23 protein-coding genes are annotated in these 26,311 nt (G+C 63.5%); 10 read left to right on the top strand and 13 right to left on the bottom strand.

Annotated features, from left to right (window positions below):
• Window positions 1–10 precede the first annotated feature (10 nt).
• Window positions 11–496 carry a carboxymuconolactone decarboxylase family protein gene (locus AB6724_RS09150; protein WP_369338208.1) on the top strand — a complete coding sequence of 162 codons (486 nt, stop codon included), beginning with the start codon at window positions 11–13 and terminating at the stop codon, window positions 494–496.
• A 17-nt stretch (window positions 497–513) separates the two neighbouring features.
• On the opposite strand, the gene AB6724_RS09145 is transcribed toward AB6724_RS09150, so the two are convergent.
• The 5 genes from AB6724_RS09145 to AB6724_RS09125 form a co-directional block, all read right to left on the bottom strand.
• Complete coding sequence (locus AB6724_RS09145) at window positions 514–1,491, bottom strand: Bug family tripartite tricarboxylate transporter substrate binding protein (protein WP_369338207.1); 978 nt, start codon at window positions 1,489–1,491, stop codon at window positions 514–516.
• A 77-nt stretch (window positions 1,492–1,568) separates the two neighbouring features.
• Window positions 1,569–2,777: a tricarballylate utilization 4Fe-4S protein TcuB gene (tcuB, locus tag AB6724_RS09140; RefSeq protein WP_369338206.1), complete on the bottom strand. Its 1,209-nt coding sequence runs from the start codon at window positions 2,775–2,777 to the stop codon at window positions 1,569–1,571.
• A 3-nt stretch (window positions 2,778–2,780) separates the two neighbouring features.
• Window positions 2,781–4,232, bottom strand: coding sequence for an FAD-dependent tricarballylate dehydrogenase TcuA (gene tcuA, locus AB6724_RS09135; RefSeq protein ID WP_369338205.1), 1,452 nt, complete (start codon window positions 4,230–4,232; stop codon window positions 2,781–2,783).
• A 282-nt stretch (window positions 4,233–4,514) separates the two neighbouring features.
• On the bottom strand, window positions 4,515–5,900 hold the full coding sequence (locus AB6724_RS09130) for a GntP family permease (RefSeq protein WP_369338204.1): 1,386 nt from the start codon (window positions 5,898–5,900) through the stop codon (window positions 4,515–4,517).
• A gap of 296 nt (window positions 5,901–6,196) precedes the next feature.
• Window positions 6,197–7,135, bottom strand: a complete 939-nt coding sequence (locus tag AB6724_RS09125) for a LysR family transcriptional regulator (protein WP_369338203.1) — start codon at window positions 7,133–7,135, stop codon at window positions 6,197–6,199.
• A gap of 64 nt (window positions 7,136–7,199) precedes the next feature.
• Between AB6724_RS09125 and mnmA the strand changes: the two genes are divergently transcribed.
• Entirely contained in the window at window positions 7,200–8,321 is a 1,122-nt protein-coding gene (mnmA, locus tag AB6724_RS09120; protein WP_369338202.1) for a tRNA 2-thiouridine(34) synthase MnmA, read from the top strand.
• 18 nt (window positions 8,322–8,339) lie between these two features.
• On the opposite strand, the gene AB6724_RS09115 is transcribed toward mnmA, so the two are convergent.
• On the bottom strand, window positions 8,340–10,232 hold the full coding sequence (locus tag AB6724_RS09115) for a sensor histidine kinase (RefSeq protein ID WP_369338201.1): 1,893 nt from the start codon (window positions 10,230–10,232) through the stop codon (window positions 8,340–8,342).
• 11 nt (window positions 10,233–10,243) lie between these two features.
• Window positions 10,244–10,927, bottom strand: coding sequence for a LuxR C-terminal-related transcriptional regulator (locus AB6724_RS09110; protein ID WP_369338200.1), 684 nt, complete (start codon window positions 10,925–10,927; stop codon window positions 10,244–10,246).
• Window positions 10,928–11,219: 292 nt separating this feature from the next.
• On the opposite strand from AB6724_RS09110, the gene AB6724_RS09105 reads away from it, so the two are divergent.
• Window positions 11,220–11,912: a TerC family protein gene (locus AB6724_RS09105; RefSeq protein WP_369338199.1), complete on the top strand. Its 693-nt coding sequence runs from the start codon at window positions 11,220–11,222 to the stop codon at window positions 11,910–11,912.
• Between the two features lie 72 nt (window positions 11,913–11,984).
• On the opposite strand, the gene AB6724_RS09100 is transcribed toward AB6724_RS09105, so the two are convergent.
• The 4 genes from AB6724_RS09100 to AB6724_RS09085 all read right to left on the bottom strand — a co-directional run bounded on the left by AB6724_RS09100 (window position 11,985) and on the right by AB6724_RS09085 (window position 17,318).
• Window positions 11,985–12,410, bottom strand: a complete 426-nt coding sequence (locus AB6724_RS09100) for a barstar family protein (RefSeq protein WP_369338198.1) — start codon at window positions 12,408–12,410, stop codon at window positions 11,985–11,987.
• Window positions 12,411–12,526: 116 nt separating this feature from the next.
• A complete protein-coding gene (locus AB6724_RS09095) occupies window positions 12,527–12,946 on the bottom strand; it encodes a guanyl-specific ribonuclease (protein WP_369338197.1) in 420 nt (139 codons plus the stop codon).
• A 173-nt stretch (window positions 12,947–13,119) separates the two neighbouring features.
• Window positions 13,120–14,610, bottom strand: a complete 1,491-nt coding sequence (putP, locus tag AB6724_RS09090) for a sodium/proline symporter PutP (protein ID WP_369338196.1) — start codon at window positions 14,608–14,610, stop codon at window positions 13,120–13,122.
• Window positions 14,611–14,777: 167 nt separating this feature from the next.
• On the bottom strand, window positions 14,778–17,318 hold the full coding sequence (locus AB6724_RS09085) for a transglycosylase domain-containing protein (RefSeq protein WP_369338195.1): 2,541 nt from the start codon (window positions 17,316–17,318) through the stop codon (window positions 14,778–14,780).
• A 205-nt stretch (window positions 17,319–17,523) separates the two neighbouring features.
• Here AB6724_RS09085 and AB6724_RS09080 point away from each other — a divergent pair, with 205 nt between their 5' ends.
• On the top strand, window positions 17,524–18,012 hold the full coding sequence (locus tag AB6724_RS09080) for a glutathione peroxidase (RefSeq protein WP_369338194.1): 489 nt from the start codon (window positions 17,524–17,526) through the stop codon (window positions 18,010–18,012).
• Between the two features lie 3 nt (window positions 18,013–18,015).
• Here AB6724_RS09080 and AB6724_RS09075 read toward each other — a convergent pair whose 3' ends face one another.
• Complete coding sequence (locus AB6724_RS09075; protein WP_369338193.1) at window positions 18,016–18,927, bottom strand: LysR family transcriptional regulator; 912 nt, start codon at window positions 18,925–18,927, stop codon at window positions 18,016–18,018.
• A gap of 131 nt (window positions 18,928–19,058) precedes the next feature.
• On the opposite strand from AB6724_RS09075, the gene AB6724_RS09070 reads away from it, so the two are divergent.
• Entirely contained in the window at window positions 19,059–19,964 is a 906-nt protein-coding gene (locus AB6724_RS09070) for a pirin family protein (RefSeq protein ID WP_369338192.1), read from the top strand.
• 87 nt (window positions 19,965–20,051) lie between these two features.
• Complete coding sequence (gene ycaC / locus AB6724_RS09065) at window positions 20,052–20,684, top strand: isochorismate family cysteine hydrolase YcaC (protein ID WP_369338191.1); 633 nt, start codon at window positions 20,052–20,054, stop codon at window positions 20,682–20,684.
• An 80-nt stretch (window positions 20,685–20,764) separates the two neighbouring features.
• Here ycaC and AB6724_RS09060 read toward each other — a convergent pair whose 3' ends face one another.
• Window positions 20,765–21,160 carry a winged helix-turn-helix transcriptional regulator gene (locus tag AB6724_RS09060; RefSeq protein ID WP_369338190.1) on the bottom strand — a complete coding sequence of 132 codons (396 nt, stop codon included), beginning with the start codon at window positions 21,158–21,160 and terminating at the stop codon, window positions 20,765–20,767.
• Window positions 21,161–21,324: 164 nt separating this feature from the next.
• On the opposite strand from AB6724_RS09060, the gene AB6724_RS09055 reads away from it, so the two are divergent.
• The 4 genes from AB6724_RS09055 to AB6724_RS09040 all read left to right on the top strand — a co-directional run bounded on the left by AB6724_RS09055 (window position 21,325) and on the right by AB6724_RS09040 (window position 25,939).
• Window positions 21,325–22,332 carry a zinc-dependent alcohol dehydrogenase family protein gene (locus AB6724_RS09055; protein ID WP_369338189.1) on the top strand — a complete coding sequence of 336 codons (1,008 nt, stop codon included), beginning with the start codon at window positions 21,325–21,327 and terminating at the stop codon, window positions 22,330–22,332.
• Window positions 22,333–22,701: 369 nt separating this feature from the next.
• A complete protein-coding gene (locus AB6724_RS09050; RefSeq protein WP_369338188.1) occupies window positions 22,702–24,510 on the top strand; it encodes a DEAD/DEAH box helicase in 1,809 nt (602 codons plus the stop codon).
• 24 nt (window positions 24,511–24,534) lie between these two features.
• Window positions 24,535–25,440, top strand: a complete 906-nt coding sequence (locus AB6724_RS09045) for a DUF6731 family protein (RefSeq protein ID WP_369338187.1) — start codon at window positions 24,535–24,537, stop codon at window positions 25,438–25,440.
• Window positions 25,397–25,939, top strand: coding sequence for a hypothetical protein (locus AB6724_RS09040; protein WP_369338331.1), 543 nt, complete (start codon window positions 25,397–25,399; stop codon window positions 25,937–25,939). The genes AB6724_RS09045 and AB6724_RS09040 overlap by 44 nt, the downstream gene beginning before the upstream one ends.
• Window positions 25,940–26,311: the final 372 nt, after the last annotated feature.

The raw sequence follows: 26,311 nt of genomic DNA, 5'->3' as shown, positions 1-26,311 counted from the left end.
GAGTATCCGCATGACCGATATCGCCAATCCGATTGCCATCCCCACGCCGCGCCTAGACTTCCGTGCGCTGGCTCCCGAGCTCTACAAGGCGCAGGCCGGCCTCAACGCCCAGATCGCGCGTTCCAGCCTGGGCGTGCAACTGCTGGAGCTGGTCTATCTGCGCGTCTCGCAGATCAACGGCTGCGCCTTCTGCGTGGACATGCATGTGCGTGAGCTGCTGTCGCGCGGCGAGGATCTGCAGCGCATCAACAGCGTGGTGACCTGGCGCGAGGTGGATTTCTTCGAGATGCGCGAGCGCGCTGCCTTGAACTGGGCCGAGCGCTGCACGCAGCTGAGCCAGGCCCACCCCGGGCCGCAGGACTTCGATGCCCTGAGACCGTACTTCAGCGAGCGCGAGGTGGTAGAGCTCAGCTACGCCATCGGTTGCATCAATGTCTGGAACCGACTGTGCGTGGGCTTTGCCGCGCCGGTGGAAAAGAAGCCCATCACTGTCTGAGCACCGGCGCATCACCCTTAGTTCTGGGTGATCTTGCGTTCCTTGACCACCTTGCCCCATTGCTCGTATTCCTTCTTCATGAAGGCTGCGAACTCGGTGCGCGTGGTGGGCTGTGGCGTGAGGCCGTGAACCTTGAGCGCCTCGGCCACGGCGGGGTCCTTGAGCACCTTGACGATCTCGGTGTTCCAGCGGTCCAGCACGGGTGTGGGGGTCTTGCCGGGTGCCACAAACGCATACCAGTTCAGTGCCTCGAAGCCCGGATAGCCGGCCTCGGCCACGGTGGGGATATTGGGCATGTAGGCGGGCCGGGTCAGGCCCGTGGTGGCCAGCGGAATCAGCTTGCCGGTCTCGATATGCGGCAGGGCCGTCGGGGGCGCGGCGAAATAGGAGGTCACGCGCTCGCCCAGCAGGTCCTGCAGCGCCGGCGCACCGCCCTTGTAGGGTACGTGCACCATCTCCACGCCCGCGCGTTGGTTGAACAGCTCGCCCGCCAGATGCGAGGCCGAGCCTGCGCCGGTGGAGGCATAGTCCACGCTGCCGGGCTCCTTCTTGGCCTTGGCCACGAATTCGGCCAGGGTCTTCACGCCCGCGCCCTTGTGCACCACCAGCACGTTGGGGAAGTTCACGCCACCCGAGATCGGTGCCAGATCGGTGAAGGGGTTGTAGCCCACCTTCATGATGTGGGGCGCGATGGTCAGCGGGCCGACCGAGCCGAACAGCAGCACCGAACCATCGGCAGGCGCCTTGGACACATACTGGTGGGCGATGTTGCCGCCCGCGCCGCCGCGGTTGTCCACCACCACGGTCTGGCCGATGTTCTCGCCCAGCTTCTTGGCGATCAGGCGCGCGGCTGCATCGGCGGCGCCACCGGCCGCGAAGCCCACGACCAGGGTCACGGGTTTGTTGGGCGGAAAGCCCTGGGCCTGCGCGGGAGCGCAAAGAGCCAGCGAGGTGGCTGCCAGCACGGCGGCCTGGAGCAGGGTGCGTTTTTGCATGGTGGGTCTCCTTGGTGTGGGAATTGAGCTTGGACGCTTGTCTGGCAAGCGCTGGCAGCTATCTTTTTGGCATCGGGTCAATCGGCGCCCAGGCCTATGGGGCTGGGCTCGCGCTTTTCGGCGTTGTGGCGCAGCAGCGCGGCGGTACGGAAGATGCCATGGGCGAATTTGCCATAGGGCAGGGTGGCAAACAGTGCGATCACGGCTCCCAGGTGCAGGCACAGCAGCAAGGCAAGAGCCGAAGTGCCGCGACCCAGCCACAGCGCCAGACCGCTGGAGGCCACGAGGAACAGCAGGGCGATGAAGCCCAGGTCCATGGGCTTTTGCCTGGCGTCTCCATGCAGCGGGTGGCGGCTGCGGTTCAGCATCCACAGGCCGGCCGTGCCTGTCATCAGGCTCAGGCCGCCCAGGGCGCCCAGGACCTTGGGCAGGCTGGGCAGCTCGTAAGGCGCGGGCAGATCGAAGACATAGTGATAGACCGTGGCCAGGCCCGTGGCGGCAAAGCACAGCATGAAGCCGTAGAAGGTCAGGTGGTGGAAGCGGCGGCGCTTGAGCGTGTACTCGTCGTCCTCGTTGTGGCAGCCGTCACCGTGGCCACCATCCAGGTACTTGAGGCGCAGCACGTCGTGCGTGGCTTCGGCAGCGGCGGGGCCGCTGACATCCACATTGCTGGTGGCGGGCTTGACGTCCTTCCAGAAGCGGCGCACACCCATGAACAGCGCGAAGATCATGAACAGGAACACCGGCGCAAAGATGCCGACCAGCAGGTTGTGCGGGAACAGGTTGTAGAAGTTATTGCCCAGCTGCGCATTCCACAGCTGACCCAAACCACCTTGCGCTGCCACGGCCAGCGCCAGGAACAGAAAGAGCCCGGCGACCAGTGCCAGGGACAGGGTCAGGCCGTTCTTCTGGTAGAGCTTGCCCAGCGCGGGCGGCCAGGCATAGTCGGCATAGGTCTGGCCGCGCACTTCGGCCATGGCCTTGGGGATGTTGATGCCGAATTCGTGCGGCGGTGCGTACTGGCAGGCGTGCAGGCAGGCGCCGCAGTTGTGGCAGAGATTGGCCAGGTAATGCACATCGGCCTTGCCGAACTCCAGACGGCGCGTCATGGCCGGGAACACGGCGCAGAAACCTTCGCAATAGCGGCAGGCATTGCAGATCTGCATCACGCGCGCGACTTCGGATTCGGCCGCGGTTTCCGTAGGCGCAGGTAGGATGGGAATGACCTTGCCGGTAGCCAGGGTCTGGGCTTCCTTGCCCAGTTCTTGCAGGGATTGGATGCTCATGACTCAGACCTCATCTTTCACAGCGCCGTGCACGGCGTCTTTTCCTTGCGCAGCCAGGGCTGCATTGCGTCCGGCGATGCGGCCGAAGGCCGTGCCTATGGACATGCCAACGCCGGCCGTATAGCCCTTGCCCAGCACATTGCCGGCCATCATTTCGCCGGCCACGAACAGGTTCTGGCTGGGCTGGTTGTCAAAGCGCACGGCGGCCGTGTCGTCTACCTTCAGACCCAGATAGGTAAAGGTCACACCCGGGCGCAGCGCATAGCCGTAGTAAGGGCCGGTATCGAGCGGGCGCGCCCAGTGCGTCTTGGCCGGAGCCAGGCCTTCGGTGTGGCAGTCGTCCAGCGCGGTATGGTCGAAATGGCCGACCTTGCAGCTGCCGTTGTAGGCATCGAGGGTGGCCATGAAGGTATCCACGTCCAGACCCAGCTTCTGCGCCAACTCGGGTAGGGAGTCGGCCTTCACGCCGGGGAATACCGGCGGCATGAAGCGGCCAATCGCCTTGCTGTCGATGATCGAATAGGCAATCTGGCCCGGTTGCTGGGCCACCAGACGGCCCCAGATCGCGTAGCGCTTGGGCCAGAAGTCCTCGCCCTCGTCATAGAAGCGCTGGGCATCGCGGTTGACCACCACGCCCAGCGAGACGCAGTCGATGCGCGTGCAGATACCGCCGTCGTACAGCGGTGCGCGCGCATCAATGGCCACCATGTGCGCCTGCGTGGGATCGCCGAGGCCGTCGGCCTGTTGCTCTTCCAGCATATGCTTGAGCAGCACGCCCTGGTTGAAGGCCGTGCCGCGGATGATGAAGTTGTCGGCCGGCCATTCGCCGCGCTCGTTCTGGCCCCAGGCCTCGCGCAGCCATTCGCGGTTGGACTCGAAGCCGCCAGCGGCCAGCACGCAGCTCTTGGCCGTGATGCGCTGGCTCCCATCCTTGGTCTTGACCCAGGCAGCCTGGAACCGGCCGTTCTCGATTTCGAGCTTGTCCACGGGGGACTCGTAGCGGATTTCCACACCCAGCTTTTCGGCGCTGCGGAAATAGGCGTTCACCAGCGCCTTGCCGCCGCCCATGAAGAAGGCATTGGTGCGCGCCACATGCAGCGCGCCCGACAGCGGCGGCTGGAAGTGCACGCCATGCCTGCGCATCCAGTTGCGGCAGGTCGAGGAGGCCCGGATCACCATGCGCGCCAGATGCTCGTTGGTGATGCCGCCCGTGACCTTGAGCAGGTCCTGCCAGTACTCCTCTTCGGAATAGGCTTCGACCAGCACGTCCTGGGGCGCGTCGTGCATGCAGCGCAGATTGCGGGTATGGCCGGAGTTGCCGCCGCGCCAGGCGCGCGGTGCGGATTCGAGCAGCAGCACGCGGGCTCCGGCTTCGCGTGCCATGAGGGCCGCGCAGAGCGCAGCGTTGCCGCCACCGATGATCAGCACATCGGTGTCAAAGGCTTCAGTTTTCATGATGGGCTGCCGCGAGGTGTTGCCTGCAGCGGTTCAACGTGGGTCAATCTTGTCTGCCGCCGAAGTCTCTGGAGCGGGTTTCCAGAGGTTCGGCGTAGGCAGACATGGGTTGAACGCGACTGTAGTGAGCAGGGCCTCACTCGTGCAGCGGGTCAAGGGGATAGGGGTATCACGATTAGTGATAATTCCGTTTCGGCCTTGGCTTGATGTGTCGCAGCGCTGCTATCCGGTCCGGATAGGGCGGCAATTCTTCGGCAATTCCTGTTGCCGCAACTCCGTGCTTCAGTGCACGGGGATGGCAGCATTGAAGATCAGCACCATGATCAGACCCATCACGGCCACGATGGATTGCACCACCGAGATGGTCTTGGTGGCTTCGCCCATGCTCATGCCGAAGGATTCCTTGACCATCCAGAAGCCCGCGTGGTTGGCGTAGTTGAAGAACAAGGAGCCGCAGCCTATGGACAGGGCCAGCAAGGGCAGGTTCAGGCTGGGATCGGCGCCGGCCAGCGGTGCGAGCAGGCCGGCGGCGCCCACGATGCCCACGGTGGCCGAGCCGGTGGAGACCGATAGCAGCATGGCGATCAGCCAGCCCAGAATCAGCGGCGGAAAGGCGAATTGCTGCGTCAGGTGCACGATGGCGTCGCCGACCTTGGCGCTGGTCAGCATCTGCTGAAAGGCGCCGCCTCCGGCGATGATCATGATGATGGAGGCAATCGGCTTGAGGCTCTTGCCCAGTGCGTCACGCAGCTTTTCGGTGTCGCCTCCGCGGGCCATCACCAGGGCCACGATGGCAAACAGCACGCCCAGCAGCATGGCGATCAGGGGATTGCCCAGGAAGCTGGCCACGTGCATGGCCGGGTGGTCCTTGGGCAGCAGCATCTCGGCGACGGCATGGACCAGCATCAGGATGGCGGGCAGCAGAGCCGCCAGCACGCCCAGGGCTATGCTGGGCGGCTGCTGGTTACCAGCCTTCTCGGTGATGGTGAACTGGTCCAGCAGAGCCTGGTCGGGCTTGGTGCTCATGCGCGGCGAGATGAAGGCGCCATAGAGCGGCCCGCCGAGAACCATGGCCGGGATGGCCGCCAGAAAGCCATACAGCATGGTGGGGCCGACCGCGGTCTTGAGGGTGGCGATGGCGGTCAGCGGGCCCGGATGGGGTGGCACCATGCCGTGCATGGCCGCCAGGGCCGAAATCACGGGAACGCCGACGTACACATAGGCCGAGCCTTTGAAGCGGGCATGGCCCTCCAGCTTGCGCGCCACGCTGAAGATCAGCGGCAGCATGACCACCAGGCCCACCTCGAAAAACATGGGTATGCCGACGATGAAGGCGACCAGGGTCATGGCCCATGGAATCATGCGATCCGACGCATGCCGCAGTATGGCTTCGGCAATCTGCTCCGTGATGCCGGCATCGGCAAGAACCTTGCCCAGCATGGCGCCCAGGGCGATCACGACGCCTACGGCGCCCAGTGTCTTGCCGGCGCCATTGGTCAGCTGCTTGACGATGTTTCCCGGCTCCATGCCGGTTGCAAAGCCCACGCCGACCGAGACGACGAGCAGGGCCAGCAGCGGGTGCAGCTTGATGCGCGAGACGATGAGCGCGACCAGCACCAATACGCTGACCAGGGCGGTCAGCAACAGCTGTATATCTAGAGAGGTCATGAGTGAACCTTGGTTTTGGCTGGCTGTCTCGAGCTGCGCTTCGCATCCGGCCATGAGGCAAGGCTCATATTAAGAAGGCGCACTCGCACCCGCTGTAGGCTGTTGCCGCAGGCGCGATGCAAGCTGAATATGTGAAGCGCGGTTCCGCAGACCGCGGCAGCAATGTTGTAATGAAGATCTAGGTTTGCCTCGGGGTTGGAGCTTCTCGCGTGAACAAAGTTGCTGTGGAAATTACGTAAGCCTCGCCTGGCCATGCCGCAGCGCACAACCACCCATGCAGGAAGTGGCCTGCCTTGTCACTCCGTCAGAGTGGCACCCCTCCAGGAGGCCGAACGCACCAGCTGCTTGGCGCAATCCATCAGCACCACGCGCGCTGCCAGCGCCGCGGGTGAGAGTTCGTCATCCGACAGGCTGCACAACGCGGCTTTGCGCCGTACCTGATCGTCGGCGATCTCGGACCACTGGAAGCGCTCTGCCGCATCTCTGTACATGGCCACGGCCGACCAGGGCTGGACCGTGGCGCCCATGCCGGCATCCACGGCCTCCATGAGCAGGGTCAGCGAGTCGATCTCCATGGCCATCTGCGACTGAAAGCCCGCGCTGGTGAACGAGGCCATGACCGAGCTGCGCAGCCCATGGCTGCCCGAGGGCAGGATCAGCGGCACCTGCTGCAGCTGCCCCAGACTGATGGGAGAGTCATGCTTGATCTGTGGTACCACCGGCTGCTGGCGCGACTGGATCAGGAACAGCTGCTCTTCCAGCAGCGGCATCACGCTCCAGCGGCGCGCATTCTGGGTGTCGAAAAGAATCGCCAGATCCAGTTGCCTGGCGTTGAGCAGGCTGGTCAGATGCCCCGAAAGCGCCGACACCATGTGCAGGCGCACATCGGGATAGCGCTCGCGCATGGCGCGCATCAGCGGCAGGCCCAGCACATTGGCGATCGTCGGTGAAAGCCCCATGCTGACGGCGCCCGACAGCCGTGCCTGCTGGGCCGCATGCACGGCCTGCTCGGCATGGCGCAGCGTGAGCTGGGCCTCGTGGAAAAAAGCCTGTCCGGCCTCGGTGGGGATGACGCCGCGCGGCGTGCGCTGCAGCAAACGCGTGGACAGCTCGGACTCCAGGCGGCTGATCTGCTGGCTCAGTGCCGACTGCACCAGGTCCAGGTCCAGCGCGGCACGGCTCATGGAGCCGAGTTCGACAATCCGTACAAAGTAGCGCAGCTGGCGCAGTTCCATAGCCTATCCTCGGGAAATCCTCACGCCCGCAGCAGCAAAGCGGGCGCTGGGATAATCGCACACTATGAGCAACAAGCAGCGTGTCGTGGTGGGTTTGTCGGGCGGTGTGGATTCCGCCGTCACCGCCTATCTTCTCAAACAGCAGGGCCATGAGGTCGTCGGCATCTTCATGAAGAACTGGGAAGACGACGACGATAGCGAGTACTGCTCGTCGAATATCGACTTTGTGGATGCCGCGGCCGTGGCCGATGTGATCGGCATCGAGATCGAGCATGTGAACTTTGCCGCCGACTACAAGGACCGCGTGTTTGCCGAGTTCCTGCGCGAGTACCAGGCCGGCCGCACGCCCAACCCCGATGTGCTGTGCAATGCCGAGATCAAGTTCAAGGCCTTCCTCGACCACGCCATGCGCCTGGGTGCCGAAAAGATCGCCACCGGCCACTATGCGCGGGTGCGCCAGAACCCCGATACCCAGCTGTTCGAACTGCTCAAGGGCCTGGATAACAGCAAGGACCAGAGCTATTTTCTGCACCGTCTGAACCAGGCTCAGCTGTCCAAGAGCATGTTCCCGGTCGGCGAGCTCAAAAAGACCGAGGTGCGCCGCATCGCCGAGGAAATCGGCCTGCCCAACGCCAAGAAGAAGGATTCGACGGGTATCTGCTTCATCGGCGAGCGGCCTTTCCGCGATTTTCTGAACCGCTACATCAGCAAGGAGCCCGGTCCGATTCTCGACGACCGCAACCGCAAGCTGGGCAAGCATGTGGGCCTGAGCTTCTACACCCTGGGCCAGCGTTCGGGCCTGGGCATAGGCGGAGTCAAGGAAAAAGGCGCGGCGCGCGGCGCGGGCGACCATGCGCCCTGGTTTGTGGCGCGCAAGGACCTGGACAAGAACATTCTGCGCGTGGTGCAGGGGCACGATCACCCCTGGCTGCAGTCGCATGCGCTGCTGGCCGACCAGATCAGCTGGGTGGCGGGCCGGGCACCGGCCGAGGGCAAGGCCTACGGCTCCAAGACCCGGTATCGCCAGCCCGATTCGCCGGCCCTGATCTCGCAGGCCACGGCCGACGGCTTTCGCCTGGACTTCCCCGAGGCCCAGTGGGCCGTGACGCCCGGCCAGTCGGCCGTGCTCTACGACGGCGAGGTCTGCCTGGGCGGAGGCATCATCGCCGAGGTCGATCCGGCTTGAGCCGGGGACTGGAAAGCGCTACGCGGCTGAATCGCTGCGGACCGCAGCCGCGGCGTCGCCCAGGCTCAGCAGAGCCGTGAGCACGGTATGGCCGGACCGCGACTGAATCTGCAAGGTGCCGTGCACGCGTTCCAGGCGCGCGAGCATGCTGCGCATGCCGACGCCCATGCCATGGGATTGAATCGTGGGCACATCAAAGCCCAGACCGTCATCGCGTATGTACAGGCATAGCTCGCGCGTGCCGGGCTGGAGCATTTCCACGGTCACGGATCGCGCGCCGCTGTGCTTGATGACATTGGTCAGCGCTTCCTCGAGCACGCGCGTCAAAGTCAGGCACTGTATGGGGCTGGGGGCCGGGCTCCAGCCGGGCGGCAGCCGCCATTCGGCCCTGATCTCCAGCGCCTCGAACAGCCGCGCAAAGCGGTGTCGCAGCGGTGCGATCCACTGCGCCGGTGTTTCCGGCACGTTCAGCGCGGCGCTGGTGCCGCTGTCTATCATCTGCCGCAGGTCGTCGCGCATGAGCTTGAGCATGGATAGCACCTGCGCGTTCTGCAGCGGCTGCTCGGCCTGCTCCACCAGCGCGATGGAGCGCACCAGCGAGCCTCCCAGGCTGTCGTGCAGGTCCTGCGAGATCTGCATGCGCTCCTGCAGCCTGGAGTGGCTCAGGGCCAGGTGGTGCTCGCGCTCCAGGGTGTGGCTGAGGTCATCGCAGGCCTGAGTCACGGTCTGGGTCAGCTCCTGATTGAAGCGCTCGATGCGGCGCACATTCAGCGTGATCTGTCTTCCCAGCACAAATGCCAGGGCCAGCATGGTCAGCGGGGCGGTATAGGGCAGCAGGGGCGCCCGTTCCCGGATGACGCTATGCAGCAGCAGGGTGTCGTGGATGCCGACGGCAACAAAGACCAGCAGGCAGCCGGCATAGACCAGATGGGGCAGTCTGCGCGTGCGCCAGGCATGCAGCGGAAAGAGAAAGCAGTTGCCGAAGGAAACCAGGGTGAAGACCACGGAGACCAGCCAGGCCGTGCGCAGCGCATGGAACCAGGGGGCGGGCAGCAGCAGCATGGCTGCGGCCAGCAGCGACAGCAGGCCCAGCGCCCGCTCCAGCCGGGGCAGGCGCAGTTCGCCAAAACGCCAGCTGAACAGGCAGAAGCTGTAGACAAAGACGATGAACACCAGAGAGGTGGCGCGCGACAGGGCCAGGGTGTCGGGAAAAGGCCAGGTCTCGGTGGCCAGCACGCTGCCGAGCACGCAGACCCAGCACAGGGTATTGAGCGCGTACCAGCCAAAAGCGGTCTCGGCACGGTTTTGCAGCCAGGCGAAGGCAAACAGCACGCAGAGCACCAGCGAGACCGTGGCGCTCATGACGAACAGCGTGCGCTGGTTCCACCAGGCGTTGTCAAACCATGCATGCAAGGCCTGGGGATCGCCGATCTGTACCGAGCCCAGGCCCGGAGTCTGGTCCACGACTCCATGCACACGCACCCAGATGTGGTTGTTGCCGGCGCCCAGCAGGCCGGGCGGCAGAAGCCAGTAGCGCGGCATGTTCCAGCTGCGGCTCAGGGGCTGTTGCAAGGATTTGTCGCGCCAGATCGGCTCGCGGTTCACGAATACCTCGCCGGCCATGACCATGGTGTTCAAGGCCAGGGCCACCTGGTTCTGGGGGCAGGGGTTGTGCCAGTCGATGCGATACCAGACGGCGCCGTCGTGATCGGGCCAGCGCCGCTGCCATTGGTCGGGCAAGGTGACGTCGACCCAGTCGAGCTCGGCGATCGGCGGCGGAGCTCCGGTCGCGGCGGCCTTGGCGGCCTGGGTGGCCAGAATGCGGATGCTGCAGGCCTGATCCTGGGCCCGGGCCGAACCTGGCAGGCCGCAGCCCAGCCACAGCAGCAGAAGGCAGACAAGGTGCAGCATGGGCTGCCAGTCTAGAGTATGAGTCCGCGCGCGCGCGCCTCGCTGACGGCCCGGGTGCGCGAGGGCACGGCCAGCTTGCGGTAGATGTTCTTGATATGGCATTCCACCGTATAGCGGGAGAGAAAAATCGCTTCGGCGATCTCGCGGTTGGTCATGCCGTCGGCCACCAGCTTGAGGATCTGGATTTCCCGCGGGCTCAGCACGCTCTCCGTCGGAGCTTCCTTGCCGCTGGGCGCGGGCAGCAGCTCCGCGATGATGCGCCGCGCGATAAAGGGGTCGATGGGAGCGCCGCCGCGCAGCACGCTGCGGATGGACAGCGTCACCTCCAGATCGTCGCGCTCCTTAAGCACATAGCCGTTGGCGCCCGCGCGCAGGGCCGCAAGAATAGCGTCTTCGGTGCTCCAGGCCGAAATGACCAGAATGCCCATGCCGGGGTCGGCCGCACGCAGCTGATGGATCAGATCGATGCCGCTGCCATCGGGCAGGCCCAGATCCACCAGCGCCATGGCCACGGGGTGCTCCTCGAGGCGGGCGCGCGCCGCGGCCAGGGAGGCCGTGAAGATCAGCGCATCTTCGGTATAGCCCAGGCCGCGCAAAATGCCTGCCAGGCGTTTGCTGATCAAGGGCTCATCCTCCACCACCAGCAGCGGGCCGGGCAGCATGGATTCTGTAGGGAGGTGCATAGGCTCGGCCATGGCTTTTTAGGACCCGCATCAAGAGGTTGCGGTACTGTCCACGAGATTTTGAGTTTTGGGTATCACTGAAAACTGGTAATTTGCAGCCAATCCGGGCCTCCCGGTGAGGAGGCCAGAGTGGGTGGCCGGACATCCGTGGCTCCGGAATTACCATGCTCGCAGCAGCAATACGCAGGCGGTCGCCGGCGCAGGCAGTTGGCTAAACTTTACGGCATCTGCAACGCCCGGCCCGCTGTCGCCGGGCGTTTGTCCGTCCAATGGCCGGCGGACCCATACCTCGGAAGATTTCACCATGGAAGCCTTGCTCGGCGCCGATTTCTGGATCGGGCTGCTCAAAATCGTCTGGATCAACATCATTCTCTCGGGCGACAACGCCGTCGTCATCGCACTGGCCGCGCGCGGTCTGCCCGCCGGACAGCAGAAAAAAGCGGTCCTGTTCGGATCGGGGGCCGCGGTGCTGCTGCGCATCGCGCTGACCCTGGTGGCCGCCAAGCTCATGCAGCTGCCGTTTGTGGAGCTTGTCGGTGGCCTGCTGCTGCTATGGATAGGCGTGGGCCTGCTCAAGGGCGAGGATGAGGCGGAGGAGGCAGGAAATGTCGTCAAACAGAGCATGATGGCGGCGGTTCGCACCATTTTGATGGCCGATCTGGTCATGAGCCTGGATAACGTGATCGCCGTGGCGGCCGCGGCCGGCGGCAATATGCTGCTGCTGATCCTGGGCCTGGCGATCAGCATTCCGCTGGTGGTCTTTGGCTCCACGCTGATGATCAGGCTGATGGAACGCTTTCCCGTCATCGTCACGCTGGGCGCGGCGCTGATAGGCTGGGTGGCCGGCGAGACCATCACCAGCGATCAGCTGCTGCAAGCCTGGGTTCAGGCCAATCCCTGGGCGCAGCTGGCGGCGGCCGCCGCGGGAGCTCTGCTGGTGGTGGGGCTGGGCCGGTGGATGCGGCTCAAGGCCGCGGGCCAGGGCGCGGCGGCCTAGCGCTCGCCGCCCAGAATGCCAAACGCCCGCGGCTCGGGCGGGCGTTTGGCGGGGCTCGGGCTGTGCGCGCGGCTAGAGGAAGGAATAGAAGCAGCGGAAGGGAATCTTGCGCTCGGCCCAGAATTCCGCCGTGTCGCGGAACACGTCCAGCAATTGCTCGCGGATTTCCTTGTCGAATTTGGGCGTGGTGGGGATCTGGTCCAGCACCACCACAAAACCGGGTTGCGGGCCCGCCTTGTGAATGGGGTCGGTCAGGCAGTCGTAGAGCGCATCCCAGTTTTTGCCGAAGTGGGCGGGCAGATGGAACTGGGTGGCCAGCAGTTCGAAAATATCGGCCTTGGTCTGGGCATGGGCCAGATTGGCATAGAGAAAGTGGGCGCCCAGGGTTTCGGCAGCGGCCTGCAGGTCCGGAATGCGATAGGCGCGTATGGACTGCACGATGTTCGTGCGAACATTGCGCAACGGTATCTCGGCAGGCTTACGAAGTGGCGTGTCCATCTCCGTGATTCTTTCTAAAAACATCAAAATTATTGGCAGAGGTGGTGCTGAGTAAGCTGTAGGTCATCTGCGCGACCCGCCGTGGCACGAGTTCGGGCGCTCAAGCAGATCATGGCTCATTCAACGATCTGCTGGAAGCTGTTGTAGTGATCGCCGGTGTAAAAGCAGGCGTCCGGGGTCTGGGGCTGCAGCCCGCCGCAGACTATGCGCCGCGCGCCGCGGTTGCGGGCTCCGGGCGTGCGCACCGTGTATTCGCGGTAATAGCCGCGCGCCTGGCGGGGCAGGATGCGCTCACGGTTGCCGAAGACGGCGCCGTCCTTGTCGCTGGTAAAAGGGCCGCCTTGAAGAATGCGGCCATAGGTCGCACGGCCTTCGCGCGGCAGATCCGCCACGGCGATCGTCTCAAAACCGGGGACGGAAACGCTGGCTTCGGGCGCCTTGCGCGCCAGCGCCACGGGGGATGCCAGCGCAAACGCGGCACCCAACATCAGCGCTAATCCAGTCTGGTAAACCTTGGCAGCAGCGGCCTTGAGCATTCACTAAACCTTTCAGAATCTCAGGTAAGGCCTGAAATTTCGACCCGTAAGTGTGACGGATAGGCACTGAAATTGCAAGTTATGCTTATTTTTTATGCAGTTAGGCCATGTCTGTCTATCGTAGGCGGCACAGCCCTGCCGGACTTCGAGCTGGCAGGGCTGCGGGACCCCCCTTATTCGCCGTGGGCCGCGATTTCGGCTTCGACTGCCTTGTGCGTGGCCGCGACTGCGGGCGACGGGGCCTTGTCCAGCAGGCTGACCACTACGATGGCGATCGCAGACAGCGCAAAGCCGGGCACGATCTCATAGAGCTGGAACCACTGGTAGTGCTGCCAGACCAGCACCGTGACGGCGCCCACGACCATGCCGGCCAGGGCGCCGTTGCGCGTCATGCGGCTCCACAGCAGGGACAGCAGCACCAGTGGACCGAAGGCGGCGCCAAAGCCGGCCCAGGCATTGCTGACCATGCCCAGCACCTTGCTGTCGGGGTCCTGGGCGATCGCGATGGCGATCACGGCAATCCCGAACACCATGGCGCGGCCAAACCAGACCAGCTGCTGCTGGCTGGCGTTGCGGTGCAAAAAGGTCTTGTAGATGTCCTGGGTCAGGGCGCTGGAGCAGACCAGCAGCTGGCAGGACAGGGTGCTCATCACGGCGGCCAGCACCGCGGCCAGCAGGATGCCGCTGATCCAGGGGTTGAACAGCAGCTTGGCCACTTCGAGAAACACGGTTTCGTGGTTGGCGTTCACGCCCGTGGCCAGGTCGGGGCGGCTGCCGAAGAAGGCGATGCCGAAAAAGCCCACGGCCACGGCCCCACCCAGGCACAGCATCATCCAGCCCATGCCGATGCGGCGGGCGCTGGGGATGGTCTTGACCGATTCCGCGGCCATGAAGCGCACCAGGATATGGGGCTGGCCGAAATAGCCCAGGCCCCAGGCCAGCAGCGAGACGATGGCAATCGCACTCTGGCCCTGGAACATGTCGAAGGCGCCGTCGCGGGCGGTGCCGATGATGGCGGTGCTGGCGCCCACGCCGCCGTCGGCGTAGATCACCATCAGCGGGGCCAGCAGCAGTGCCGTGATCATCAGCGAGGCCTGGATGGTGTCGGTCCAGCTCACGGCCAGAAAGCCGCCTATGAACACATAGGCCATGGTGGCGACGGCGCCTACCCACAGCGCGGTCCGGTAGTCCATGCCGAACATGCTCTCGAACAGGCGGGCGCCGGCCACCACGCCCGAGGCGCAGTACAGGGTGAAGAACACCAGGATCACCACGGCGGTGACGATGCGCAGCAGATTGCTGCGGTCCTCGAAGCGGTTGGTGAAGTAGTCGGGCAGGGTCAGCGCATTGCCGACCTTCTCGGTATAGACGCGCAGGCGTGCGGCTACGAAGCGCCAGTTGCACCAGGCTCCCAGGCACAGGCCGATGGCGATCCAGGACGCCGACAGCCCGGTGGCGAACACGGCGCCGGGCAGGCCCATGAGCAGCCAGCCGCTCATGTCCGAGGCGCCGGCCGAAAGCGCCGTGACCACCGAGCCCAGACTGCGCCCGCCGAGGATGTAGTCGGAGAGGTTGGTCGTGGCTTTGTAGCCGGCCCAGCCTATGAGCAGCATGCCCAGCAGATAGATGGCAAAGGTGACGAGGGTTGGCGTGTTGGCAGTCATGAAAGCTCCGGATCGGCGCGGCGCACCATCGGCGGCGAGTGGTGCCGATGGCGCGAAAGCAAATCCGCCAGGTGGCCTCCTGTTGGGAAACCGTCCTGGCGGATGTCAGACTGCAATTGGACCAGTTATTCGACAGCCCAGCGGCGCATATGGCTGAAAACCACGGCTCAGGGCTTGTCCTCGGGCGGGTTCAGCGGCCCCGCAGGGGGCAGGGGCGTGCCTATATCGCTCCAGTTGGAGGGCGTGGGCGTTCTGGCCGGAGCGGGCGAAGCATCGCCGGGGGCCAGTCCCGGGCTGCTGTCCACATCGGGCGGCGGGGCGCTGCGGTCCGGGGCGGCCGGCGTGCCGGGCTGGGCCGGGGGCAGGGCGGGCGTGCTTTCGGTGATGTCGGCATCGCCGCCGTCATTCCTGCCGGGGGCGGCCGCGGGGCCGTGGTCGGGCGCATTCCGGGCAGGAGCCTGATCCCTGCCCTGGTCCTCGTTGGCGGGGCCGCTCCATTGCTGCAGCCTGTCGCGCAGGCGGCCGACGAAATCGCTCCACCAGTGGCTGGTATTGGGTTCGGCAAAGCCGGCCTTGGCGTTGAGCAGCGGGCTGCGCAGCGTGCGCGACATAAAGTCGCCCACCATGGGCAGGGCGCTGCGCGAGCCCTGGCCCCACTGGTCGCTCTTGAGCGTGATGCGCGCATCGTTGAAGCCGGCCCAGGCTCCGGCCACGATCTGCGGATGCATGAGGATGAACCAGCCGTCGGCATTGCCCTGGGTGGTGCCGGTCTTGCCCGCCACGTCGGCGCGTATGCCGTACTGCTTGCGGATGGCGCGGCCCGTGCCCTTGTCGATCACGGCGCGCATCATCGTCAGCAGGCCGTAGTTGTGTTCCTCGCTCCAGACCGGGTCCGGCTTGGGCGGCGTGAATTCGGCCAGGACCTCGCCGTCGGCGTTCTCGATGCGGGTGACCAGCTGGGGCGGGGTATAGCGGCCCGAGTTGGCGATGCTGCCGTAGGCGTTGACCATCTCCAGCAGCGTGACCGGGCTGGAGCCCAGGGCCAGCGAGGGCACGGACTCCAGCGGGCTCTGGCGCACGCCCAGGGCGCGCGCCAGCTTGATCACGCGGTCCATGCCGACTTCCTGGCCCAGTTCGGCGGTGATGGTGTTCTTGGAATAGGCCAGCGCATCGGTCAGCGTCATGGGCACGCCCGTGGGGTCTACCGCATCGGTTGGGCGCCAGACCTCGCCGCCGGACAGCTTGATCTCGACTTCCTCGTCCTTGCGCGTGTCCTCGGGCCTGGCGCCCTGCTGCAGCGCCGCGCCATAGACAAAGGGCTTGAAGGTCGAGCCCGGCTGGCGCCGCGCCTGCGCCACATGGTCGAAGGCATCCTGGGTGTAGTCGCGGCTGCCGACCCAGGCCAGCACGGCCGAGGTGCGCGGGTCCATGGCCAGAAAGCCCGCCTGCACGCGGGTCTTGTCCTCGCGCAAAGCCTTCATGAAGGCCTTGTCGGCCAGCAGCTTCTTCAGCGCCTCGTCCTCGCTCAGCGCATCGGCTCTGCCGCTGCGCGTGAGCTTGCGGAAGTCCTCGCTTTCACGCACCAGCTGCCGCACCAGCGCGCTGTCGGCGGACCAGCCGTCGCGGCGGCTCCAGTTGCTGCTGGCAATGCCCTGCAGGGTACGCATCTGGCGCTCCACCGCCTGCTGGGCCCAGGTCTGCAGTCTTGAATCCAGCGTGGTGCGCACCACCAGGCCGTCGGTGTAGATGTTGTAGTCGTGCTTGTCGGCCCAGGCGATCAGCCATTTGCGCAGCTGCTGGGCAAAATGCGGCGCCATGCCCGTGGGCTCTTCCTGGCGCTCGAAGTCCAGGCGCATGGGCCGCTTCTTCAGGCGCTCGAATTCCTCGGGCTTGAGTTCGCCGCGCTTGACCATCTGGGCCAGCACGGTGTTGCGCCGGGCGATCGCGCGGTCCGGATTGATTACCGGGTTGTAATAGGCATTGCCCTTGAGCATGCCCACCAGGGTGGCGCTCTCCAGCACGCTGAGCTTGGCGGCCGGCTTGTCGAAATAGGTGCGCGCCGCCATCTCTATGCCGTAGGCGTTGTAGAGAAAGGGCACGGTGTTCAGATAGGTCTCGAGGATCTCGTCCTTGGTGTAGAGCGCCTCGATCTTGAAGGCCGTGATGGCTTCCTTGAGCTTGCGGTTGATATTGCGCGCGCGGCCGATCTCGGTCGGGTAGAGATTGCGCGCCAGCTGCTGGGTGATGGTGGAGCCGCCCTGAGGATCTCCGTTCAGCGTGTGGATGGCCGAACCCAGGGTGCGCGTGAAGTCCATGCCATGGTGCTCGTAGAAGCGGTGGTCCTCGGTCGCGACCAGGGCCTTCACGACCGTGGGCGCGATCTGGTCCAGCGGCACCCACTGGCGGTTGCTGCGCTTGAACTCGCCGATCAGCTTGCCGTCGGCGCTCATGATCTGCGCGGGCTGCTCCAGCTTGGCCTTGCGGATATCGCTGATGCTGGGCGTGAACGGAATCAGCAGCAGCACATAGACGAAGAACAGCACCGGCAGGGACGCGACCAGCCACAGCCATTCACGCCGCGTCGGCCAGCGGCGCCACCAGGGCAGGTCCGCCAGGCGCTGGCCCAGGGCGGAGGCGCGCCAGCGCAGCCACAGCGCCGCGGCCAGGGTGAGCCATTTTTCTTTCAATTCGTTCAAGGACAAACGCACGTTGCAGGGCAGCCCGCCAAGGGCTGCAAGAAGGCAAGACTGCGAAGAATGCCCAAAAAACAGGCGTTCTGCTTGCGGGGATCGTTTTTCTATGGTCGCAGCCCCGGTATTGTGTCCGTGACGTGGTCGAGCAGGGTTGTTTCTAGCTGTGAGACAGCTTGCCGACTGCCTTAAGCTTGCGGTTTCGCATTGGCGGGAGAGCAGCATGGCAAACAGTGTTTATGACTTTGAAGCCACCGACATTCAGGGGCGCAGCATCCCCTTGTCGCAGTACCAGGGCAAGGTGCTGCTGATCGTGAACACCGCCAGCGCCTGCGGCTTCACGCCCCAATACAAGGGCCTGCAGCTCCTGCACGAGGAATATGCGGAGCGGGGACTGGTGGTGCTGGGCTTTCCCTGCAACCAGTTCGGCGCGCAGGAAAAAGGCACGGACGAGGAGATCGCGAGCTTTTGCGAGCTGAACTTCGGCGTGAGCTTTCCGCTCATGCACAAGATCGAGGTCAACGGCGACGGCGCCCACCCGCTGTACCGCTGGCTCACGGCCGAAGCTCCGGGCGTGCTGGGCACCAAGTCCATCAAGTGGAACTTCACCAAGTTCCTCGTGGGCCGCGACGGGCAGGTGATCAGCCGCTATGCGCCCCAGGACAAGCCCGAGAAGCTGGGCACCGACATCGAGGCCGCGCTGGCCGCCTAGGTCTTATTCCTCCTGCAGCGCCTTGAACTGCTGGGCCAGATGGTCGAGCAGCGCGCGCACGGCCGGCAGCTGCCCGCGGCGCGAGGCATAGACGGCGTGGATGATCTCGGGCCGCGGCTCCCAGTCCGGCAGCACCGGCACCAGCGCGCCGCTGCGCAGGTCCTCGCGCACGAACATGCTGGGCAGCTGCACCACGCCGGCGCCCAGCAGGGCCGCATCGCGCAGGGCCAGCATGGACTGGGTCACCAGCCGCGGCTGGTGTCTTACCTCGGCGCGCACGGCATCGGGTCCGTACAGCAGCCAGCGGTGGGTTTCCTGCACGCTGCCCATGTCCAGGCTGGGCCAGCCCGACAGGTCCATGGGTCCGCCGGGCCGGCCCAGGCGCTGCAGCAGCTCGGGTGCGGCCACCAGGCATTGCCGGCGCTCGGCCAGCGTGCGCAGCACCAGATCGCTGTCCTGCAACGGCGGCGGGCGTACGCGCAGGGCCAGGTCCAGGCCTTCGCCGATCACGTCCACGCGCCGGTTGGTCTCGTCCACCTGCAGTTCCACGCGCGGGTACAGGCGCATGAACTCGCCCAGCATGCGGCCCACGCGCGAGGCCAGCAGGGCCACGGGGCAGCTCATGCGCACCCTGCCGCAGGGATCGGAATGCGCGAGCGCCACGGACTCCTCGGCAGCCTCGGCCTCGGTCAGCATGGCGCGGCAGTGCTGGTAGTAGCGCTTGCCCACCTCGGTCACGGCAAAGCTGCGCGTGGACCGCAGCAGCAGCTGCGCGCCCAGGCGCTCTTCGAGCAGGGCCACGCGGCGGCTGAGCTTGGACTTGGGCAGGCCCAGGGCGCGGCCCGCGGGCGCGAATCCACCGTGCTCCACCACCTGGGCGAAGTAGTAGAGCTCGTTGAGATCAGGCAGCTTCATCGTTTTAAAAATAGAACTCTGAGGCTGAATATTATGGGCTACTCAATTCATCGTTCCAAATTCATACTTTCTCCATGTTCAACGCCTGCCAGGTCCTCAGGGACCGCAGGCCAGCCGCAAGGAGAAACACCATGCTCAAGAAAATCCTGGGTGTCTACGAAGCCCCGCGCCCCCATTGGGTGGGCAACGGCTTTCCCGTGCGCTCGCTGTTCAGCTACGGCGACCACGGCAAGGCCCTGAGCCCCTTTCTGCTGCTGGACCATGCGGGCCCCCAGAACTTCACGCCCACCACGGCGCGGCGCGGCGTGGGCACGCACCCGCACCGCGGCTTCGAGACCGTGACCATCGTCTACGAGGGCGAAGTGGCCCACCGCGACTCCACGGGCGCCGGCGGCACCATCGGCCCCGGCGACGTGCAGTGGATGACGGCGGCCTCGGGCATCCTGCACGAGGAATACCACTCCGAAGCCTTTGCCAATAGCGGTGGTCCGCTGGAGATGGTGCAGCTGTGGGTCAACCTGCCGGCCAAAGACAAGATGTCCGCCCCCGGCTACCAGAACCTGCTGAATGCCGACATCCCGCAGGTGGCGCTGCCGGGCGGCGCGGGTCATCTGCGTGTCATCGCCGGTGACTACCTTGGCAGCCAAGGCCCGGCCAGGACCTTCACGCCCATCAATGTGTGGGACGTGCGGCTCAATGCCGGTGCCGCCACCGAGCTCCAGGCCCAGGCCGGCCACACGCTGGCGCTGGTGGTGCTGCACGGCACGGTGCTGGTCAACGGACAGGAGATTGCCCGCGCCGGCCAGCTGGTGCACATGGACCGCGCCGCGGACAGCGTGCACCTGGAGGCCAACAACGACGTCACCTTGCTGTGGCTGTCGGGGGAACCGATTGACGAGCCCGTGGTCGGCTACGGCCCGTTCGTCATGAACAGCGACGAGGAAATCCAGCAGGCGCTGGAGGACTTCCGCAGCGGCCAGTTCGGCCGCATTCCGGCGGCCGAGCGCCCTGTGCGCGACGCCGCAGCCAACCGCTGAGCCCGCAGTGCGGCGGGTAGGAACACCGACCCGCCGCCTGCAGCCAGATGTTTTCCGTCACCTTCCGCTTTTCAAGGAGATCGCCATATGAGCCCCAAGCCCTATACCCGCCTCGACAAGGACAACGCCGCCGTGCTGCTGGTGGACCACCAGACCGGCCTGCTGTCCCTGGTGCGCGACATCGACCCCGACAAGTTCAAGAACAATGTGCTGGCCCTGGCCGACATGGCCGAGTACTTCAAGCTGCCGACCATCCTGACCACCAGCTTCGAGAACGGCCCCAACGGCCCGTTGGTGCCCGAGCTCAAGGAAAAATTCCCCACCGCCCCCTATATCGCCCGCCCCGGCCAGATCAACGCCTGGGACAACGAGGACTTCGTCAAGGCCGTCAAGGCCACGGGCAAGAAGCAGCTCATCGTCGCCGGCGTGGTGACCGAGGTCTGCGTGGCCTTCCCCGTGCTGTCGGCCCTGGCCGAAGGCTTCGAGGTGTTCGTGATCGCCGACGCCTCGGGCACTTTCAACTCCATGACCCAGCAGGCCGCCTGGAGCCGCATGGAGCAGGCCGGCGCCCAGCTCATGACCTGGTTCGGCGCGGCCTGCGAGCTGCACCGCGACTGGCGCAACGACATCGAGGGCCTGGCTGCGCTGTTCTCCAACCATATCCCCGACTACCGCAACCTCATCAACAGCTACAACACGCTGACCGCGGCCCAGAAGTAAGCCGCCGCTGAAACCGCAAAGCCCGCAGGCCGTCCAGGTCTGCGGGCTTTTTCATAAGGCAATCTGATAGCTGCCAGCGCTTATGCGGCCTGGGCTTCAGCCGGTTTTCCATCGCTTTCCTGCGCGCAGCTGGCAGGCACGGCATCGGCGTGCAGATGGCTGCGCGCGTATTCCACGCCCCAGTTGCGCATGGCGATCAGCACGGGCTTGAGCGACAGGCCCAGCTCGGTCAGCGCGTAGTCCACGCGCGGCGGCACCTCGGCATGGACGGTGCGTTCCACGATGCCCGCCTCTTCGAGCTCGCGCAGCTGCAGGGTCAGCATGCGCTGGGTGATGCCGCCGATATTGCGGCCCAGCTCGCTGAAACGCTTTTTGCCGTGCAGCAGCTGGAACAGGATGATGGGCTTCCAGGTGCCGCCCATGACGGACAGCGTCACCTCCACGGCGCAGCCGCTCTTGCTGTTCAAACGTTTCATAGGCCAGCCTCTCCATCAACGCGCATGCGCCGCATTGTGGCCCGGGGCCTGCATTGGCGCATTACTTACATTTTTAATACTACCCCACAAATATGTTGGTTCTGGCGCCAGGGGGCCTAAGCCAGCAAGATGCACTGCATACGCATTTTTCACCAAGGACTGCCATGAAAGCCATGCAACTTGCCGCCCCCGGCGGACTGGACCAGCTGCAACTCGTTGACCTGCCCGCGCCGGCCGCACCCGCCGCCGGGGAAATCCAGGTGCGCATCCACGCCAGCTCCCTCAACTACCACGACCTCGGCGTGGTCCTGGGCCGCGCCGGCGCCGCCGACGGCCGCATCCCCATGGCCGACGGCGCCGGCGTCGTCACCGCCGTGGGCGCGGGCGTGAGCGAATTCGCCGTGGGCGACGCCGTAGTCTCCTGCTTCTTCCCGCAGTGGCAGTCGGGGGCCGAAGTGCCGTTCGACTTCAAGCTCGTGCCCGGCGACGGCGTTGACGGTTTTGCGCGCGAATTCGTGAACCTGCCCACCACGGCCTTCACCCATGCACCCAAGGGCTGGAGCCATGCCGAGGCCGCCACGCTGACCACGGCGGGCCTCACGGCCTGGCGCGCGCTGGTGGTGGACGGCCATCTGCAGGCCGGCGACACGGTGCTGGTGCTGGGCACGGGCGGCGTCTCCATCCTGGCGCTGCAGATGGCCAAGTCCATGGGCGCCAGGGTGATCGCCACCACCTCGAGCAGCGCCAAGGCCGAGAGGCTGCGCGCCCTGGGCGCCGACGAGGTCATCAACTACAAGGACCTGCCGGCCTGGGGCGATGCGGTGCTGGCCGCCACGGGCGGGCGCGGCGCCGACATCGTGGTCGAGGTCGGCGGCCCCGGCACCCTGCCGCAGTCCATACGCGCCTGCACCCCCGGCGGCCATATCGCGCTGATCGGCGTGCTCACGGGCTTTGCGGGCGATGTGCCCACGGTGGAGATGATGCGCAAGCAGCAGACCCTCAAGGGCCTGATCGTCGGCAACCGCGAGCAGCAGCAGGACATGGTGCGTGCGCTGGAGCAGTTCGCCTGGCGCCCCGTGATCGACAGCCGCTACCCGCTGCAGCAGATGGCCGAGGCCTTTGCGCGCCAGAAGGCGGGCCAGCATTTCGGCAAGATCTGCCTCGAATACTGATAGCGGCCGGCATGGGCGGGAATCTCTGTGTGAGCCGAATTTCCGCCCGGCTTTCCGTGCCTGGGCCGGGCCGGCGCTGCAGAAAGTTTTGATAGCTGCCAGCGCTTGGCATATCTAGGCCAGAGCCCGATCTGGCGTGGGTATCCGAACTGGCTCCGGCCTATTCAAAGCGATTCAAAGTGGCAATCGCCAGATACGGACCTGGACGCCAAATCCAAATCGCCCATTCGATGGGAATATTCGTCTCGCAAAAATCACATCCGTATATTCCTGACCCGGATTTGCCGGATTTTGAAAGCCTGGCGCAGGCCGCATCGGCTATAAACCCTTGATTCTTGAAACACAAAGATACAAGTAAAAGGGGAGACGATGGCGGTGCTAATACCCGCGCTCGGCAGCTGCGCGGGGCGGATGACCCATGGCGAAAGGCGTCTCGCAGAGCGTTTGCAGCAGAAACTCGAAGACGATTATCTGCTGTGGTGGGATGTGCCCATAGGCCCCAAACAGACGCGGCCCGATTTTGTGGTGGTGCATCCGCGCCGCGGTGCGCTGATTCTGGAAACCAAGGACTGGCATCTGGAAACCATTCGCAGGGCCACGCGCGAATATTTCGAGATTCTCGACAGCGGCAGCGGCCAGCCCAAGGTGGTCATGAGCCCGCTGCAGCAGGCGCGTCACTGCGCGATTCAGGTCATTAACGCTTTGGAGCGCGACCAGCAACTGGTCGATGGTGACGGTCCGCACCAAGGCAAGCTGGCTTTTCCCTGGGGCCATGGCGTGGTCTTCACACGCATCACGCGCAAGCAGTTTATGGAAGCGGGGCTGGATGCTGCAATTCCAGAGCACCTAGTCATCTGCCAGGACGAGATGGTCGAAACGGTGGATGCCGAGGCCTTCCAGCAGCGCCTGTGGCATATGTTCCCGCACAGCTTTGGCCGCGCCATGACCCTGCCCCAGCTGGACCGCATACGCTGGATTCTGTTCCCCGAGGTCCGCGTGCCCCAGCAGCAAAACCTGTTTGGCGAGGGTGCCAGCCAGGACGAGGACGAGCTGCCCGACCTCATGCGCGTGATGGACCTGCAGCAGGAGCAGCTGGCGCGCAGCCTGGGCGACGGCCACCGCGTCATCCACGGCGTGGCGGGCTCGGGCAAGACCATGATCCTCGGCTACCGTGCCGAGCATCTGGCCCAGACCCAGGGGCCGGGCAGCAAGCCGATTCTGGTGCTCTGCTACAACGAGCCGCTGGCCGTCAAGCTCGCGGCCGGCATGGAGGCCAAGGGCCTGCAGGAGCGCGTCCATGTGCGCCACTTCCACAAATGGTGCCGCGACCAGTTGGTCGCCTACCATCTGCTGCCCGAGGGCGCCAACAACTGGCACCCGAACAAGGCCATGGAAGAGTTCGTGCAGCGCGTCATCAAGGGCGTGGACGACAAACATATCCCCGCGGGCCAGTACCACGCCGTGCTCATCGACGAAGGCCATGACTTTGCACCCGAATGGCTGAAGCTGGTCACGCAGATGGTGGACCCCAATACCAACAGCCTGCTGCTGCTCTACGACGACGCGCAAAGCATTTACGACCGCGGCCAGAAGCGCAACTTCAGCCTCAAGAGCGTGGGCATACAGGCTTCGGGCCGCACCACCATTCTCAAGATCAACTACCGCAACACGCGCCAGATTCTGCAACTGGCCCACCGCGTGGCCGGCGACATGCTCACGCCCGAGGACGCCAAGGACGAAGACGGCATCCCCCTGCTCAAACCGCTGAGCTGTGGCCGCGAAGGCCCGGAACCCATCGTCATCGACCTGCCCACCCTGCCCGAACGCGCGGCCCGCGTGGCCGAGCTGCTGGCCGACCAGCATGCGCAAGGTCATGCCTGGGGCGAAATGGCGGTGCTCTGCCGCCATCACGACGAAATGGAGCTATGTGCCGATGCCTTGAAGCGCAGGAGGCTGCCTTATCGCATGCGCAAGCGTGCAGGCGATTTCCGGCCCGAGGAGGACTCCATCAAGCTCATGACCATGCATGCGAGCAAGGGGTTGGAGTGGCCTGTTGTTGCCGTCGTTACTTCGGATGAAGAGCGCAAGGCCAAGGATGTGAAGAAGGATGGGGCGTTGGAGGCTAGGCTGGTTTATGTGGCTTCTACACGCGCGACCGGCACAGTGTTTTATTCGTGATTGTTTAGTTTGAAAGAAATTGTGATGGCAGTTAAGCAAATGACAGCGGAATTTTATGCAATGCATGCATTCAATCCGAATGATTTTTCAGCGTTTTATGATTTCCTTGTTGAAAATAAGGATGGCCATGCTCCATCAATAGCACTAGATAAGAAGAATGATGGAACAGATGCAGACGAAAAATATCAGATTAGATCAATATCGACAAATAGATCTGAAACTGTTATTAAAGCTGTCTTTGGCCGATGCAGATTTAATGAAAATTTAGAGCAAGCCTCCGAAGGGTCGGATGATAAGGATGTAGAGCTTTTGCCTGGACATGGATTAGTTGAGAAAAATCATTTCTTGTTTTTCAAAGAAAATAACCTTGTCGTTTATCAGAAAAATGGAAATGGAAGTAATATTGGTAAGTTGCAAAGGTATTTAGTTAGAAATTTAAAAAAAGAAATAGCATTGGAGGCTGTTCTTACAGAGGATAGCTATCGAAAACTTCTTGACTCTGGACCTCTGAAAAAATTAGAAATATCGGTTGTTCCTCCCCCATTCTCAGAGATTGAAGAAGAAAATTACCTTAGGGACGTTATTAAAGAATTTGAATCAGATAACGCAAAAAGAATTAAGCTGGTGTTAAGTGCTGATGCGCAACATCCATTGCCCCCATTTTATAAACAGTCATTGGCTGATTTGACTCGTGCAGGGTGGACAAAGGTGGCTCGTGCGACAGTCGCTCCAATTGCTAATTTCGATAAATCAGATGATGCGCAGTTAAAGGATGAAATTATTGACTTGATCCTAAATAGGATTAAAAAAGATTTTGAAGTTGTATCTGATGATAAGAATAAAATTCCATCTTTGACTATTTGGCAAGGGCTGGCAAAGGCGAAAGATGAATGTAATCAAAAGCTCAAAGCATTCTTTGATCCGAACTAGATTTTTGGTTAACTGCCTTTTCTTGGTTGTGGGATTTGCCAGTATATATTTTTACTGGCCCCATCAAAATGGAAAAGAGGCAATTTCGGATTGGAAAGCTTTTACAACAATAATGAGTAGTGTTGCGGCTACTATGGTTGGATTTTTGGTCGCAGTAGGTGCGTTGCTCTATACTGTTGCAAACACTCCATTAGTGTCTTTCTTAAGAAAGTATGGTGTAGAAAAACGGATACTTTTTGATTTGTTTTCGGCAACTTGTTTTTGGTTGATTTGTTTGTTTTTTTCAATGTTTGCGAATTTTCCAATGGCTAATATCTCTCCGGAGATTAGTGGAATAATTAGCTTTGGATTCTCGATTTGTGGATTGTTATCTTTTTTTCCAATTGGATATAGTTTGTGGATGATTTTGTCTAATATAGATGCTCCTGAAGGGGATAAATCTACATTACCCAAAAATCAAGATGAAAATTTCTGGACTAAGCCAACTGACCTAGATTGAAAACAGTCTGGCCTGTTATTGTCTTTTCAGGTTTGTGAGGGCGGGTCTCGGCCCGCCAGCCGACCTACTTTCTTCCGCAAGAAAGTAGGCAAAGAGCCCGCCCCTACTGCCCACGACCCTCCGCTTCGCTACGGGGCAACCTGCGCCGTCAACCTCTTGTGGCGGTGCGGCAAAACTCGCTGCGTGCTTGCAGCACTCCGCTCAAACAGGTTGCCGCAAGTCAGAGCACGATGCGGCTGCACTCTGTGGTGCAACCGCGCGCCACAAGAGGCCGCCGTCGCAGGCGTGGGCACAAGGGGCAATAACGAATGCGGGTACCGGATAGCTTCTTTGTGTTTTTGATAGCGGCTACCGCTAGTGGGATAGGTGCTA

The organism is Comamonas guangdongensis (assembly GCF_041079535.1).
GTDB lineage: Bacteria > Pseudomonadota > Gammaproteobacteria > Burkholderiales > Burkholderiaceae_C > Comamonas > Comamonas guangdongensis.
This window is presented reverse-complemented; position numbering and strand designations above follow the sequence as displayed.